At 37.4% G+C, this 16,384-nt stretch carries 14 protein-coding genes and 1 pseudogene; 4 read left to right on the top strand and 11 right to left on the bottom strand.

The features are described from left to right. The first annotated feature begins 159 nt into the window (after positions 1–159). Positions 160–2,409, top strand: coding sequence for a DNA topoisomerase IV subunit A (gene parC, locus V4P57_RS04925; protein WP_455465496.1), 2,250 nt, complete (start codon positions 160–162; stop codon positions 2,407–2,409). Positions 2,410–2,456: 47 nt separating this feature from the next. On the opposite strand, the gene V4P57_RS04920 is transcribed toward parC, so the two are convergent. The 10 genes from V4P57_RS04920 to rpe all read right to left on the bottom strand — a co-directional run bounded on the left by V4P57_RS04920 (position 2,457) and on the right by rpe (position 11,600). Further along, positions 2,457–3,713, bottom strand: a complete 1,257-nt coding sequence (locus tag V4P57_RS04920) for a multidrug effflux MFS transporter (RefSeq protein ID WP_455465495.1) — start codon at positions 3,711–3,713, stop codon at positions 2,457–2,459. Positions 3,714–3,798: 85 nt separating this feature from the next. Then, on the bottom strand, positions 3,799–4,131 hold the full coding sequence (gene grxD / locus V4P57_RS04915; RefSeq protein WP_455465494.1) for a Grx4 family monothiol glutaredoxin: 333 nt from the start codon (positions 4,129–4,131) through the stop codon (positions 3,799–3,801). Positions 4,132–4,229: 98 nt separating this feature from the next. After that, a complete protein-coding gene (locus V4P57_RS04910) occupies positions 4,230–4,463 on the bottom strand; it encodes a BolA/IbaG family iron-sulfur metabolism protein (protein WP_455465493.1) in 234 nt (77 codons plus the stop codon). A gap of 68 nt (positions 4,464–4,531) precedes the next feature. Beyond that, entirely contained in the window at positions 4,532–6,742 is a 2,211-nt protein-coding gene (gene purL / locus V4P57_RS04905) for a phosphoribosylformylglycinamidine synthase subunit PurL (protein ID WP_455465492.1), read from the bottom strand. 301 nt (positions 6,743–7,043) lie between these two features. Beyond that, the gene (purQ, locus tag V4P57_RS04900; protein WP_455465491.1) at positions 7,044–7,715 is read right to left on the bottom strand and encodes a phosphoribosylformylglycinamidine synthase subunit PurQ; all 672 of its coding nucleotides are present in this window, start codon (positions 7,713–7,715) and stop codon (positions 7,044–7,046) included. Positions 7,716–7,727: 12 nt separating this feature from the next. Then, complete coding sequence (gene purS, locus V4P57_RS04895) at positions 7,728–7,967, bottom strand: phosphoribosylformylglycinamidine synthase subunit PurS (RefSeq protein ID WP_455465490.1); 240 nt, start codon at positions 7,965–7,967, stop codon at positions 7,728–7,730. An 86-nt stretch (positions 7,968–8,053) separates the two neighbouring features. Continuing rightward, positions 8,054–8,818, bottom strand: coding sequence for a phosphoribosylaminoimidazolesuccinocarboxamide synthase (purC, locus tag V4P57_RS04890; protein WP_455465489.1), 765 nt, complete (start codon positions 8,816–8,818; stop codon positions 8,054–8,056). 171 nt (positions 8,819–8,989) lie between these two features. After that, positions 8,990–9,538, bottom strand: a complete 549-nt coding sequence (locus V4P57_RS04885; RefSeq protein WP_455465488.1) for an RBBP9/YdeN family alpha/beta hydrolase — start codon at positions 9,536–9,538, stop codon at positions 8,990–8,992. A gap of 72 nt (positions 9,539–9,610) precedes the next feature. Beyond that, entirely contained in the window at positions 9,611–10,915 is a 1,305-nt protein-coding gene (purB, locus tag V4P57_RS04880) for an adenylosuccinate lyase (RefSeq protein ID WP_455465487.1), read from the bottom strand. A gap of 10 nt (positions 10,916–10,925) precedes the next feature. Then, positions 10,926–11,600 (bottom strand): ribulose-phosphate 3-epimerase, encoded by a 675-nt coding sequence (gene rpe / locus V4P57_RS04875; protein WP_455465486.1) that lies wholly within the window; start codon positions 11,598–11,600, stop codon positions 10,926–10,928. Between the two features lie 150 nt (positions 11,601–11,750). On the opposite strand from rpe, the pseudogene V4P57_RS04870 reads away from it, so the two are divergent. Both V4P57_RS04870 and dksA read left to right on the top strand, forming a co-directional pair. Next, positions 11,751–12,232: pseudogene (locus tag V4P57_RS04870) on the top strand (flavin reductase). A 353-nt stretch (positions 12,233–12,585) separates the two neighbouring features. After that, positions 12,586–13,002 carry an RNA polymerase-binding protein DksA gene (gene dksA / locus V4P57_RS04865; protein ID WP_455465485.1) on the top strand — a complete coding sequence of 139 codons (417 nt, stop codon included), beginning with the start codon at positions 12,586–12,588 and terminating at the stop codon, positions 13,000–13,002. Positions 13,003–13,055: 53 nt separating this feature from the next. Here the strand turns inward: dksA and V4P57_RS04860 are convergent, their stop codons facing one another. Then, positions 13,056–13,577, bottom strand: a complete 522-nt coding sequence (locus V4P57_RS04860; RefSeq protein ID WP_455465484.1) for a flagellar biosynthetic protein FliO — start codon at positions 13,575–13,577, stop codon at positions 13,056–13,058. Positions 13,578–13,788: 211 nt separating this feature from the next. Between V4P57_RS04860 and V4P57_RS04855 the strand changes: the two genes are divergently transcribed. Further along, positions 13,789–16,332, top strand: coding sequence for a response regulator (locus V4P57_RS04855; RefSeq protein ID WP_455465483.1), 2,544 nt, complete (start codon positions 13,789–13,791; stop codon positions 16,330–16,332). Positions 16,333–16,384 lie beyond the last annotated feature (52 nt).

Below are 16,384 nucleotides of genomic sequence, written 5' to 3'. Positions count from 1 at the left end.
TTTTTCAAATTGATATAATTTTCTGTTCATGTTCTAATGACATCGTCTGTTTTTATATAATCGATTTTAGATAAAAATAAGTCGATTCATAAAAAAATTGTACTGAAAAAATCTTATGAAATAATTGCTCATTATTTTGAGAATTGTTGTTCTAATGCTATGTCTAATAAAATGAGTTTACCTTTTGATAAAGAACACATTGAGCCAATAGAATTACGTTCTGCTTTACAGGAGCGTTATTTGGCTTATGCACTTTCTACTATTACTCACCGTGCGTTGCCTGATGTACGTGATGGTTTGAAGCCTGTACATCGTCGTATTGTCCATGCTATGCGGTTACTCAAACTTAATCCAGGGCAGTCCTATGCAAAATGTGCACGGATTGTTGGTGATGTAATGGGAAAATTTCATCCGCATGGTGATGCATCTATTTATGATGCATTAGTACGTTTGGCTCAGAGTTTTGCTGTTCGTTACCCCTTGATTGATGGACAAGGCAATTTTGGTAATATTGATGGTGATAATGCTGCTGCTATGCGCTATACAGAAGCGCGCATGACTGAAGTGGCTGCATTGTTGCTTGAGGGGATTAATGAAAACGCTATTGATTTTCGTTTAACCTATAATGAGGAAGATGAAGAGCCGGTTGTTTTACCGGGAGCTTTTCCTAATCTTTTAGCGAATGGTTCATCAGGTATTGCTGTTGGTATGGCAACATCTATTCCACCCCATAATGTTGCTGAGATTTGTGATGCAGCACTTCATTTGATTGCACATCCTGATGTCAATGATGAGGAATTGAATCAATTTGTGCTTGGTCCTGATTTTCCAACAGGTGGTATTTTAGTTGAGCCTAAAAAGAGTATTGAGGAATCTTATCGTGTAGGGCGTGGTTTTTTTCGGTTGCGTTCACGTTGGTATCAGGAATCTGGTAACCGTGGTTCTTACGTGATTGTTGTTACTGAAATTCCCTATCAGGTTCAAAAGTCACGCCTTATTGAAAAAACAGCAGAATTACTGCTTGCACGGCGATTACCAATGCTTGAGGATATTCAAGATGAATCAGCAGAAGATATCCGCATCGTGCTTATTCCTAAAAATCGTACTGTTGATCCAGAGCTCCTTATGGAATCTCTTTTTAAATTGACAGATTTTGAAGTCAGATTTCCTCTTAACCTTAATGTTTTGTCTTTAGGAAAAATACCGAATGTTCTTTCTTTGCGGGAAAGTTTGCAGCAATGGCTTGAACATCGTCAAGAAGTTCTTATTCGTCGCTTTCATTATCGACTTGATCAAATTGATCACCGATTAGAAATTCTCCATGGATATCTTATCGCCTATTTAAATCTTGATGAGGTCATTCAGATTATTCGTGAAGAAGATGAACCAAAAAAAAAGCTCATCGATCGTTTTAAATTAACAGAAAATCAAGCTGAAGCTATCCTGAATATGCGCTTGCGTTCTTTACGTAAACTTGAGGAATTTGAAATTCGTAAAGAATTTGAAAGCTTGAGGACTGAAAAAGAACAACTGCAGAGTTTGTTATCCTCTCGTACAAAGCAATGGAAAATAATTTCAGAGGAAATTATAAAAGTTCGTAAAATTTTTGGTCCTGATACTTTCTTAGGAAAAAGGCGTACAACGTTCGAGGAAGCGCCAAGGCGTGATATTGATGATATTCATCAGGCGATGATTGAAAAGGAACCGATTACTATTGTTATTTCTGAAAAAGGATGGATGCGTGCTTTGAAGGGACATTTGAGTGATTACAACACGCTTTCTTTCAAAGAGGGGGACGGTTTGAAGCTAGCATTTCCAGCGTTTACTACAGATAAGATTGTGTTGATAAGTACTGGTGGAAAGTTTTTTGCTATTGCTGCAAATAGTTTACCTGGAGGGCGGGGACATGGTGAACCAATTCGTCTTTTAGTGGATATGGATGATGAGCATGATATCTTGCTAGCTTTTGTGCATAATGCACAGGAAAAACTTCTCTTAGTTTCATCTCATGGAAATGGTTTTATTGTACCTGAGGCGCAAGTGATTGCTAATACACGAAAAGGCAAGCAAGTTATGAATGTGAAGTTTCCTGATAAAGTAAAGCTTTGTGTTCCAGTAAAAGGTGATCATGTTGCAGTGGTTGGTGAAAATCGCAAAATGCTTGTTTTTGCAATTGAACAAATACCAGAAATGAGTCGCGGTAAAGGTGTGCGTTTGCAACGTTACAAAGAGGGAGGCATTGTTGATGCCAAAACTTTTAATTTATCAGAAGGATTAAGCTGGCAAGATACAGCTGAACGTTGCTTTAATCGTCAAGCTGACGATCTTATTGAATGGATGGGAACGCGTGCTGGGAGGGGACGTTTGGTTCCAAAAGGCTTTCCAAAATCAGGAAAATTTACCAATTAAATTATAAAAAAATGTTGTGTGGTTTCATTAACTTTTCATAGCAGCATTTATTCATGAGAATTATTACTATATTGTCTAAAAAGAATTCCACGTTCAGCCCATAAAACAAGAAGTATGGCGATGAGACTGAGAAAGAAAAATCCTGCTGAATTTGGGGTGGTTGTTTCATTAAATTGTTGTGCAATAATAAAGCTAAGGCCTGTTGCAATAGATGTTTGAAGAAAACCAGATACAGAAGACGCTGTTCCAGCGATTTTTCCTACTGATTCGAGAGCAAGTGTATTGAAATTGGCCATAATGCCGCCGCAGGCAAACATCAGTATACAAAACAACAGCATGTAAAAAGGAAAAGGGAGTATACCATCTGTTAAGACAGATACAACAAACCAGATGCATGAAGTAGCACAAAATAGCAAAAGCATGCTGTGTGCTATACGTCGCATTCCAAGGCGCCCAACGAGTTGAGAATTAAGGAATGATGATAGAGCTTGAAAAGCTGCACCGATGGCAAAGGCAATGGGAAACCAGAGGCCTAGATTATAAATCCCTTCATACGTCTGCTGCGATGTATTAACAGCGATAAAAATACAGCCTAAAATAACAGAAGTTGCCAGTGTGTAGCAAAGTGTTGTGCGGTTGGTAATAACAATCCATAAGTTATGTTTGATCGAAGAAAAGGAAAGAGAGCGTTGTTTATGAAGAGTCTCAGGCAAGCGCAGTTGAATCCAAATCATCAGCCCAAAACCAATAATTGCCATGAATATAAAAATAAATTGCCAGTTTCCGAACAGTAAAATGACCTGTCCTGTTGCCGGTCCAATCATTGGTGCAATAAGAAAAACTATCATGATGATAGACATAACTTCTGCCATTTTTCGCCCACTATAGAGATCACGTACAATGGAAACTGTGAGCACGCGCATAGCGGCACCTCCCATACCTTGTAAGATACGCAAAATAAGTAAGATAGAAAAATTGGATACAAAGGCAGAACCGATCGCTGCAAATGAATACAAAGCAAGACCAATAAGAATAATCTTACGGCGCCCATAACGATCACTTATGGGACCAAAAAGTATTTGTGTGATACCATAGCTAATAAGATAACTAGAGATGATATAATGTTGATCATTTTCATTGATGACATTTAAACTGTTCAAAATGTCGGGCATAGCTGGCAGCATAATATCAACGGCTATAGAATTGATAGCCATGAGTGCACCAATGAGAATAACAAATTCCTTATAACCAATTTTTTTTCTAATTATATCACTATGCTCTTGTTCGTCGACTGAATATGACATATGGCATCCTTGAAATAAAAATTTCAACTGAACAACAGCTCTATAAAAGATTAAATGCAATGAGAGATATCTACTTAAGAGATATCTATGATTTATTGCAGGAGATATTTTTTTCCTTCAGCAATTCTTGCAATTCATTATTTTGAAACATCTCTTTCACAATATCACAGCCACCAACAAATTCACCTTTGATATAGAGCTGTGGAATTGTAGGCCAATTTGAGTAGTCTTTAATTCCTTGACGCAATTCACCAGAAGCTAAGATATTAATCCCTTTATAATCTACCCCTAAATAGTCAAGGATTTGAACAACCTGTCCTGAAAATCCGCATTGTGGAGCATCCGGTGTTCCTTTCATGAACAAAATGACGTCATTTTTTTTAATTTCATTGTCAATAAAATCATGAACAGTGCTCATTTTTATTCCTCGATATTGCAGATTTTGTAAGTGTACATTTATGCTCGTACTGTTTTTTAATCGTATTGAGTGAATGAATGCAAGAAGAAATTTTTAAATTATTTAGGAATATTCGTTTGCAACATTAAAGCATGAAGGTCGTTTCCCATATTGCCTTTAAGAGCATCATAGACCATTTTATGTTGCTGGACACGACTTTTCCCGCGAAAACTTTCGGAAGTAACTTCTGCAGCGTAGTGTTCTCCATCACCAGCGAGATCACGAATGATTACAGTTGCATCGGGAATACCTTCGCGAATAAGTACTTCAATTGCACTGGCACTCATTGCCATGATTATTCTCCTTATGTTTGTTAATTTTTTATAAGAGTATCATACAGTCAAAAAAAACGAAAAATTCTTTATTTTTCGCCCATAAATTGAGGAAACCAACTTTCATAGGCTTTTGTGAGTTTTTCTACTGAAAGTGTTAATATCCCCTCTATATCAAGTGCATCACCTGCAACTCTACCAAGCTCTGTTAAAGAAATTGCACTTATTTGTGCAAACTTTTTAAGACTATTGAGCGCTTCAGGTTTGACTGCTAAAAGATAACGTCCTTGGTCTTCTCCAAAGAGTTCTGCATGCTCTGGTGATTGGTTACTTAATTTTGCTTTGATTCCTTTATCTGCTTTAATAATCATTTCTGCAAGTGCAATAGCTAATCCACCGTCAGAAAGGTCATGCGCAGCGTGAACAAAACCACGATGAATAACATCTCGAACAAATTGTCCGTGTTTTTTTTCAAGCTGTAAATCTACAGGAGGTGGGGCACCTGTATCAATATTCAAAATATTCCGTGCGTAGATTGATTGTCCTAAATGAGAGCCACAAGCTCCAATCAAAACAATATGATCTCCATTTTGCATACCACTGATTGTTACCATTTTAGACCAGTCATCAAGAAGTCCGACACCTGCAATTGTTGGTGTGGGAAGAATGGCTTCTCCATTGGTTTCATTATAAAGAGAGACATTGCCTGAAACGATAGGAAAATCGAGAATTCTACAAGCTTCACCTATGCCTTTAATGGCGAACACTAATTGCCCCATAATTTCAGGTTTTTCAGGATTACCAAAATTGAGATTATCTGTAGCTGCAAGTGGTGTTGCACCCGTAGTGCTAATATTGCGCCAGCATTCTGCGACGGCTTGTTTTCCCCCTTCATAAGGATCAGCTTCACAATAGCGAGGCGTTACATCAGAAGAAAAGGCAAGAGCACGCTTGTCGTTATTGCTTACGCGAATGACTCCTGCATCGCTTCCTGGAGCAACAAGAGTATTTCCTTGAATAAGCGTATCATATTGTTCATAAACCCATCGTCGTGAACTTTGATTAGCAGAATTTAATAAGCTAAGGAGTGCATCACCAAGGTTTTCAACTTTTTTGACTTCTTCTATTTTAAGAGTCGTTTTTTTTACAGGTTCTCTCCAAGGACGATCATAAACAGGTGCTTCATTACCGAGTTCTTTGATGGGAAGATTGACGACTTCTTCTCCTTGATGCAATACGCGGAAACGCAAATCATCTGTTGTTTTTCCAATAATAGAAAAGTGAAGTCCCCACTTATGAAAAATTGCTGCTGCTTGTTTTTCTAATTCTGGTTTAAGAACCATGAGCATACGTTCTTGGCTTTCGGAAAGCATCATTTCATAGGTTGTCATGTTTTCTTCACGGACGGGTACTTTATCAAGATTAAGCTCTATACCTAGATTTCCTTTTGCTCCCATTTCGACGGCAGAGGATGTTAGTCCTGCTGCACCCATATCTTGAATAGCAACAACAGCTCCTAGTTCCATGAGTTCTAAGCAAGCTTCAAGAAGGCATTTTTCTGTAAAAGGATCACCCACTTGAACAGTTGGGCGTTTTTCATCGATTGAATCATCAAATTCTGCGGAAGCCATTGTTGCTCCGCCGACACCATCACGTCCTGTTTTGGCTCCAAGATAAACAACAGGAAGTCCTACTCCTTGCGCTTTAGAATAAAAAAGAGAATCTGTCTTTGCAATACCAGCGACAAAAGCATTCACAAGGATATTACCATTATAACGCTCGTCAAAATTTACTTCTCCACCAACAGTTGGAACGCCAAAAGCATTACTATAGCCACCTATTCCAGAAACAACGCCAGAAACAAGATGGCGTGTTCGGGGGTGATTAGGAGTCCCAAAGCGCAATGCATTCATAGCTGCAACAGGACGGGCGCCCATTGTAAAAACATCACGCAAAATACCTCCTACACCTGTTGCCGCACCTTGATAAGGTTCAATATAAGAGGGATGATTATGGCTTTCCATTTTGAAAACAACGCATTGACCTTCACCAATATCAACAACACCAGCATTTTCACCAGGTCCTTGAATGACACATTTCCCTTCTGTTGGGAGCGTTTTAAGCCACTTTTTTGATGATTTATAGGAACAATGTTCGTTCCACATTGCAGAAAAAATTCCTAGCTCAGTGAATGTTGGCTCTCTTCCAATTAAGGTTAAGATATGTTGATATTCATCATTTTTTAGGCCGTGCTGTGCAATTAATTCTGGTGTAATGGTGATGTTATTACAAGGATTCATGGCTATTTTATCCGTCAAATTAATTAAAATTTAGCATTTTTATTATTTTAAATCTAGCAGCTTAAATTATAGTTGGTTTTATTGTTTTATAGGGTAGAAGTTCATAAAATACCAATTGAAATACTGGTTATTTGCTTAGTAAACTCAAGGATATGAAACAGTCTTTGAATGAATTTTTGTGTATTGAGAAAATATTCTCTGTTATATCCATAAAGCGTTTAACTTGTATATTTCCTCTACGGAGGAGATGTGCAGATTTTTAATTTTAAAACAGCAAAAGAGTACGAAACCTTTTTTATCATTATCCATTTGCCAATTCTAAAGCACTTTGGAAAAGTAGACGACCATCAGTACCACCATGTGCGGGCTCAATGAAATTTTCAGGATGAGGCATCATACCAAGAATATTACCAGCTTTATTGGTGATCCCGGCAATATTATGAATTGAACCATTAGGATTTGTATTTTCTGCATAGCGAAAGACAATTTGCTCATTGTCTTCCATTTGTTTTAATGTTTCATTGTCAACAAAATAATTTCCATCGTGATGCGCAACAGGACAACGAATGATTTGTCCTCTCGAATAATGTCGAGAAAATCTTGTGTTGGCATTTGCTACTTCAAGCTTTATTTCACGACAAACAAATTTTAATGAAGCATTACGCATTAAAGTACCAGGCAATAATCTAGATTCCAACAAAATTTGAAATCCATTGCATATACCGATTACCGTAACACCTTTTTCTGCTTTCTCACGAACGGCTCGCAAAACTGGTGTTCTTGCACCAATAGCACCACATCTTAAATAGTCTCCATAAGAAAAACCACCAGGAATAACGATGACATCTACATCTGGAATTGTGGTATCCGTTTGCCAAATTTTAAATGGTTCAACTCCTGTGACGTGGTGTAATGCTGCAACCATATCGCGATCGCGATTGAGTCCAGGTAATTGAATGATGGCAGTTTTCATAAAGAACCCCATTTAAAAAAGTTCTATAGTGTAATTTTCAATGACAGTATTTGCCAGTAACTCTTCACACATTTTTTCAAGTTTCTGCTTTGCGGTTTCATAAGGCTGATCATCAAGCACAATATCAAAAATCTTTCCTTGGCGAATGGAGTGAATGTCTTTGAAAGCTAAACTTTTTAAAGCACCGACAATTGCTTCTCCTTGTGGATCAAGGACGCTATTTTTTAAAGTAACTGTAACGCGTGCTCTCATTTCTTATTTCCTGTTTATAGAATCCCTCTCCTTCAAGAGGTACACTTACCAATATAAAGAAGGGCAACATAACGTCGCCTTATTGTTTATTTCACCAAAACTGGACCACTTGGTCGTGGAGGCTCATTTTCATTGATGATACCAAGACGTTTTGCAACCTCTTGATAAGCGTTAATAAGCCCTCCCATATCACGCCGAAAACGATCTTTATCCATTTTTTCTCGTGTTTGCATATCCCACAGTCGGGAAGAATCAGGGGAGATTTCATCAGCAAGAACAATACGCATTGTTTCATCTTCCCACAAGCGACCAAACTCCATTTTAAAATCAATAAGTTGAATATTAACGCCTGCAAAAAGTCCAGAAAGAAAATCATTAATACGAATCGAAAGTTGCATAATGTCTTCAATTTCTTGTGGAACAGCCCATCCAAAGGCAGTGATATGTTCTTCAGTTACCATTGGGTCGTCAAGAGAATCATTCTTGTAATAAAATTCGATGATGGATTGCGAAAGGGCAGTTCCTTCTTCTAATCCAAAACGCTTAGAAAGGGAGCCAGCAGCAACATTACGAACGACAACCTCCAATGGAATAATTTCAACGGCTTTAATGAGTTGTTCGCGCATATTTATACGTTTGATAAAATGCGTTGGGATACCCAAACGGCCAAGATGGCTAAAGATATGTTCCGAAATACGGTTGTTTAAAACCCCTTTTCCATCGATAACCTCATGCTTTTTTGCATTAAAGGCAGTTGCATCATCTTTGAAAAACTGAATATAGGTCCCTGGTTCAGGTCCCTCATATAGAATTTTGGCCTTGCCTTCATAAATACGGTGGCGACGATTCATTGTGATTCTCTATTTCTCTGAGAGGTTTTAATAGTATCGATGGGTGATACTATCCTAGTTGATAGAAATTCTCAATGATTGCTATAACACTTCTTACAATTTTTATTATATTGGATTCGATCAATAAGGGACTCAATACGCAGAGAGAGTAAAGAAGCTTATTTCCATAAATTAAATTTTTGCAAGGAAATGGGAAAGAACCATAAGCCCTTCAGGCCAAGGTCCATGCCCAGATTCTGCGTTAATGTGACCAGATTTCCCTGCGTCAACGAAAAGTGCCCCCCAATCGTTAGCAAGTTTTTCTGCTACAGAGAATTGGCAAAATTCATCGTTACGACTGGCTATGACTACTGAGGAGAAAGGCAATGTTTCACGGTGGTATGGGCCAAATGTCTTTAAGTGTTTGGGATGTATTTTTTCATTGGCTACATCTGGGGGAGCAACAAAGAAAGCGCCACAAACTTTTTCTGCGTTTTGCAGCGTTGCATGAATAGCTGTGGGAACTCCTAATGAGTGGGCAATAATCACAACGGGTTTTTGAGCTTGTGCAATGGCGATTTTAACTTCATTAACCCATTCTTCACAAACAGGTTTTGACCAATGGTTTTGTTTAACACGGCGAGCTGTAGACAATTTTTTTTCCCAACGTGTTTGCCAATGATCAGGACCAGATCCTTTGTAGCCGGGAACGATAAGGATATCGAGTTGATTTGCTTTCATGAATTGTTTCCTTCACAATAGGTTTTATCTCATAGGTGAAAACAATCTGTTGGTTTCTCGTATGCAGTTTTGTTATTCTCCAAAAACGCGTTTAAAAATTGTGTTGATGTGTTTGGTGTGGTAAGAAAGGTCAAATTTTTCGCGAAGTTCTTCTTCACTTAAAGCTTTTGTTATATCTTTGTCGTTGAGCAGTTCCTCTAAAAAGTCTTTTCCTTGTTCCCAAACTTTCATTGCATTCCGTTGTACAATTCGATAAGATTCCTCACGACTTATTCCAGCTTGCGTGAGTGCTAAAAGTACACGTTGTGAATGAACAAGACCACGAAATTTATTGAGATTTTTTTGCATGTTTTCTGGATAGACAATTAAATTTTCAATGACAGATGTCAGTCTGACAAGAGCAAAATCAAGTGTAATGGTAGCATCAGGGCCAATATATCGTTCAACAGATGAATGAGAAATATCACGTTCATGCCAAAGAGCTACATTTTCCATGGCGGGCATTGCAAATGCACGCACCATACGCGCTAATCCTGTTAAGTTTTCTGTTAAAACTGGATTACGTTTATGCGGCATAGCGGATGAGCCTTTTTGTTCAGGTGAGAAGTGTTCTTCTACTTCAAGGACTTCTGTTCGTTGTAGATGGCGTATTTCTACGGCTAATCTTTCAATAGATGAAGCAATAACACCAAGTGTGGCAAAGAACATGGCATGACGATCACGTGGTATAACTTGAGTTGAAACAGGTTCAGTACGCATCCCCAAAGCTTTTGCTACATGTTTTTCAACGCGTGGGTCAATATTAGCAAAAGTCCCTACAGCTCCTGAAATAGCACAAGTAGAAATTTCTTCTCGTGCTGCAAGAAGACGTTTGCGACAACGGGAAAATTCAGCATATGCAAGAGCAAATTTTACTCCAAATGTTGTTGGTTCAGCGTGAATGCCATGACTTCGCCCAATGGTGATTGTCTCTTTGTGTTCAAAAGCACGTTTTTTTAATGCTTCAAGAAGCTTATCTATATCTTTTAGCAAAAGATCACTGGCGCGCATCAATTGAATATTAAGCGTTGTATCTAGAACATCTGATGATGTCATACCTTGGTGGACAAAACGAGCTTCTGGTCCAATAAATTCGGCTAAGTGTGTTAGAAATGCTATAACATCATGCTTGGTAATCGCCTCAATTTCATTAATGCGATTGACATCAAATTCGGCTGCAGCTCCTTTTTTCCAAATGATCTTTGCTGCTTCTTTTGGAATAATTCCTATTTCAGCCAAGGCATCACAGGCATGAGCTTCAATTTCAAACCAAATACGATATTTTGTTTTAGGTGACCAAATTTCTACCATTTCAGAGCGAGAGTAACGTGTTATCATAATTTTTTCCTTATTGTGAGAGGGCTGCTGCTTGGCGCAATGCATTAATGCGTGTTTTGTAAAGCTCTTTGTTTCCATTTTTATAAATTGCAGAGCCTGCGACAAATACATTTGCACCAGCTTTTGCAGCTATCCCAATTGTATCAACTGTGATACCACCATCAACTTCAAGATCAATAGGTCTGTTAGCAATCATGCTTTTAACACGTTTAATTTTATCTTTCATTTCTAGAATGAAACTTTGTCCACCAAAGCCAGGATTGACGGTCATGATGAGAATAAGATCTAATTGATCAAGCAAATATTCAAGCACATATTCTGGTGTACTTGGATTGATCGCAATACCTGCTTTTTTTCCATTTTTTTTGATTGTTTGCAGTGAACGATGAAGATGAGGGCTTGATTCAGCATGAATGGTTATAATATCTGCACCCGCTTTTGCAAAGGCTTCAAGATAAAGATCTACTGGTGCAATCATCAAATGAACATCAAATATTGCTTTTGTTAATGGGCGCAGTGCCCTGATGACATCAGGACCAAAAGTAATATTAGGAACAAAGTGGCCATCCATGATATCAAGATGGAGCCGATCTGCACCGGCATCGACAACATCCAACATTTCCTGTCCAAGTTTGGAAAAATCAGAAGCTAAGAGTGAAGGTGAAATAAGATGGGAATGGGGCATTAATGTCTCCTTGATTGGCTATTTTATCATGTGGTTCTGTATACTAAAATAACTTTTGTGTTATGACGTAAAAGGAAGAATACCTATTACCTATAATCAGTCTTTTTATGAGAAAATTGCTTGAATTTTAAAGCTGTATACGTGAAAGATATGCTAAATCATAAAACATATTTAATGCCTGAAATTCAACATAATGTTACGGTTTCTTCGCAAGAATATCGGGATGCTATGAGCCATTTTGCAGGGGCTGTGCATATTGTGACAACAGATGGTTTTAAGGGAAGGCGCGGGGTGATAGTTTCAGCATGTTGTTCTTTATCTGATGATCCTCCAACACTTCTTGTTTGCCTCATGCGGCATAATCCTAAGAATCAGTTGTTTGTGGAGAACGGAAATTTTTGTGTTAATAGCTTTGCGGGAAAACATCGTTCATTAGTAGATATTTTTCTAAACATGGCAATGAAACACAAAATGAAGGCTTTAATGTAGCACAATGAGGAATTTTGCAGACTGGTGCCCCTATTCTCTCAGACTCCTTAGCATCTTTTGATTGTCGTTTGATTTGTTGGCATGAACATGCAACACATTGTGTTTTGATTGGTGAAGTTGTTGCAATCAATCGTAGCCAATAAAAAGACGCTTTGATGTATTTGATCGTGAATATCATACTCCATTTTTGTAAGAATTTTTATTTCTTGCATATTTTGCATATTAAGGTGATTTGTTTTTACTACATTTGAAACTTATCTTCATCACTGGGTGAGGTTATTTTACATGATATTGAATATGGGCATTTCCCTCTTTTATAGGCTCGTAGGTATAATTGGAAAGGGGGAATAGAAGGGGTCTTATCAATAGTTGTGCCAAGGGAGTACATGCTATGCAAGAGAATAGTAAAGATCTAAAAAATGGCTTTTTACTCTTGTGTTGATCGCTGTTGCACAATATATAGGCTGCACATACCATATACGGAGGTTTTTATGGCATGAGCGAAGAGGTTGATGATCAATATCGTCCTAGTGAAGATGAACCTTTTATGAATGAACGGCAAAAGGCATATTTTCGTACTAAATTGGTCTCTTGGAAGAATGATATATTAAGAGAAGCTCGTGGAACTTTGGAAAATTTGCAGGAAGAGAATGTTGGTCAGCCTGATTTGGCTGATAGAGCTTCTTGCGAAACTGATCGTACAATCGAGTTACGTGCTCGTGATCGTCAGAGGAAACTCATCTCAAAAATAGATGCTGCTTTGGAGCGCATAGATAATGGGACTTACGGTTTTTGTGAGGAAACTGGCGAACCTATTAGTATAAAGCGCCTTGAAGCTCGACCGATTGCAGTTCTATCGCTGGAAGCACAAGAACGCCACGAACGACGAGAAAGAGTTTATCGCGATGATTAGAAGCAATCGAAGTAATTAACAAAATAAAATGTACACTGCGAGAACTGCGTATTTTACTTTGGAGGAGTAGGGATAAATAAAGATGGTTCTTGCCGTCCTTCGATTTCGGCAGTGATGGCTGAATCTTCAACGTTTTGATTCATAAGAAGAGCGGTGTTTTTGTCTTGCGTACATCCCTGCTTATTTACAGAAGAAGGTCTTTTTTCTGTAGGATTTGGGATTAGATTGTTTTCTATTGTTGTTAGTGTTGGCTGTGTTTCTCTCTTTTGGATGGTAGATGTGCTAGTAATATTAGATTCTATAACAATATCTGTGAACCCGCCAATAAGAAGCAAATGTTCTTTATCATCACAACGTACCAAAATAAGACGACGTGCGCGATCTATGGCAATTGTCTCGCAGAGAGTTAGTCGTGATGGACGCTTCTTTCTGTTGATGCTGAATTGGCTTCTCTTTAAACGGCGTAAAAACAGGATGATCGTAGCAAGAGCTGTGAGTGTTATTATGAAAAATACAAAGCTTACGGTTATATTAGCGGCGGACGCGCCTATTTGGCTTGATAACCAGACATACATAGAATCTCTCCCATTTTAAGATGAAAATATTATTTTTCATTGAGATAAGTTTGTAAACATACCCTTAAAAGTTTTACTTATAATATGAGAAAAGGTCTTTTAAACATTAAGTGATTTTCTTAGGAGGATGTTATCATAGCATACACTCCATAACAATGATTATGAAGGCAACTTTTGGTATAAGAAACAACTATAATCAAGGCAAAGTGAGATGGATAAAGGTTTTGAGAATAGCGAGGGGGCATTTTCTTCTTCTGCATACCGAAGAAGTATGATTCTTGGTGTTGTTTTTATAGTAGCTTTTCTTTTCATTTTGGGTACCCTGAATCTTTTTTATCCTCAGGGCTATTTGCAAAAGGCTGGATTGGTATCTTTTTTTGCTTTAGCAGTTATAGGAGTTACGGCGCTTGTCCTGAGTGCAATGGGGTTTTTAAGATACAATGCGGCACAGTTGTGTGATGAATTCGATTTTAGTATATTTGATAATACTGATGATGCGATTATAGTCTCTAATTTATCTGGTTTTGTTTATTATTCTAATCAAAATTATCGAAAAATTCTTACCTATAAGACTCAGTCCTCTTGTTATGCAGTTATTGCTGATCTTCCAGGGGCTGAGGTGCTTTCTTATCGTTTAAAGGTTGCGGCATGTAGTGATCTTGCTGCACAAGAAGAATTGAGAGTGGAACAATCGATTTTTTCTCATTCTATACAAAAAAAACCCTTTTGGTATAACATCTCCGTTCAACCGATCAAAAAGCGGGGTAAAAAGCTTTTATTTTGGCGTATTGCTGATATTTCCCATTTACAGGAATGTCGTGAAGTTTTTTTCTCAAATCTTCAAGAAGCTATCAATCACTTAGATCAGGTGCCTGTTGGTTTTTTATCTGTTAATGCACAAGGGATGATTCTTTATGCAAATGCAATTTTTGCTGAATGGTTTTCAATTGATTTGGCAAATTTTACTGTTGGTCAGTATAGTTTTGATCAATTATTTAATAGCGTTGGAGCTAACAATGCATGGAGTGATATTTGTTTGCAAAGCAACAAATATCAACGTTCAGGTTATTCTTTGCCTTATACGTTTTCATTATGTTTAAATTCAGAGACTGTTGATAAGAAAATATTGAATTGTTTTATGTGTGCTTCTTCTCTCTTAGAAGATGACGCTATTTATCGTATTGTGATAATCCCACAGCAAATACAAAAGAGAGAGAGCGATGATCAATTAAGATTACCTAGTGCATTGGTAGAGTATTTTGATGCGAGTCCCTTTGCAATAGCCGTGGTGGATCAGAAAGGACAATCGATTCATATGAATAATGCCTTTTCATCACTTATGGGATGTATGGGTAAAACTATTAATCTTTATGATGTTATATCGCACCGTGATTGTACGCAGTTAGAGCATGCGTTTCAGAAAATTATGAAAAATAAAGATTATACAGTTTCGATAGAAACTGTTTTAGAAAATAATGAAGAACGTCATTTGCGTCTCCATGTTATGTCTATAAAGCCATATTATGATGATGTCTTAAGAGATTTCGTCATTATCTCTGTTATAGAAACAACAGAACAAAAAACACTTGAAGATAAAATGGTGCAAAGTCAAAAAATGCAAGCTATTGGGCAATTAGCTGGTGGTATTGCTCATGATTTTAATAATGTCTTAACAGCAATTTTGATGTCATGTGATCTTCTTTTAAATACACATCGTAGTTCTGATCCCGCACATGCTGATCTTATCAATATCAAAAATAATGCTAATCGTGCAGCAGCACTTGTGCAGCAACTATTAGCTTTTTCTAGAAAACAAACACTTCGCCCTGAACAGGTTGATTTTACAGAATTTTTATCAGATATTCGCAACCTTATTTTACCCCTTTTAGGAAATAATATTCAGTTAAAAATTATTCATGGTAGAGATTTGTGGAGCGTCGAAATCGATCAAGCATCTTTCCAGCGTGTGATTATGAATTTGGTTATTAATGCGCGTGATGCTATGCCAGATGGAGGTGTTGTTACGATTGCGACGAATAACATTACAAAACAACAAAGTGCTGAATTTGATCATGTTGGTTTTGGAATTGGTGAGTATGTACAATTAACCATTTCAGATACAGGGACTGGTATATCATCTGCTATACAAGAAAAAATGTTTGAACCATTTTTTACAACAAAAGAAGTTGGAAAAGGAACTGGACTTGGTTTATCGATGGTTTATGGAATTATAAAACAGACAGGTGGTTATATTTATTGTGATAGTAGAGAGAAGGAAGGTGCAACATTTCATATTTTTCTTCCCCGTTATATTTCTCCTAATAACCTAGAAATTTCCCCGCAGATTGAAAAAGGTAAAGAGCAAGAAAAAAATACAGACTTAACAGGATCTGCGACTGTTTTGTTGGTAGAAGATGAAGATGCTGTCAGAATGGGTGGGATAAGAGCGCTTCAAATGAGAGGGTATACTGTTTTAGAGGCTGCAAGTGGAGTAGAAGCGCTCAACATTCTTAAGGAAAAAAGTGGGGCTGTTGATATTATTGTTTCCGATGTGGTGATGCCAGAAATGGATGGACCAACTTTGTTCAAGGAAGTATGTAAAAATTATTCTGGTATCAAATTTCTTTTTGTTTCTGGGTATGCAAAAGATGCATTTGCTAAAAATCTTCCTCAAGATGCTGTTTTTGGATTTTTATCTAAACCTTTTACACTCAAACAGTTATCTCAAACAGTTAAAGAAATACTTTCAAAATAAAATGAAAATTTATCCGATAGAAAAATTGTTCATTTTAAGATTTTTTAAACGA

This window comes from Bartonella sp. B39, assembly GCF_053795145.1.
This window is presented reverse-complemented; position numbering and strand designations above follow the sequence as displayed.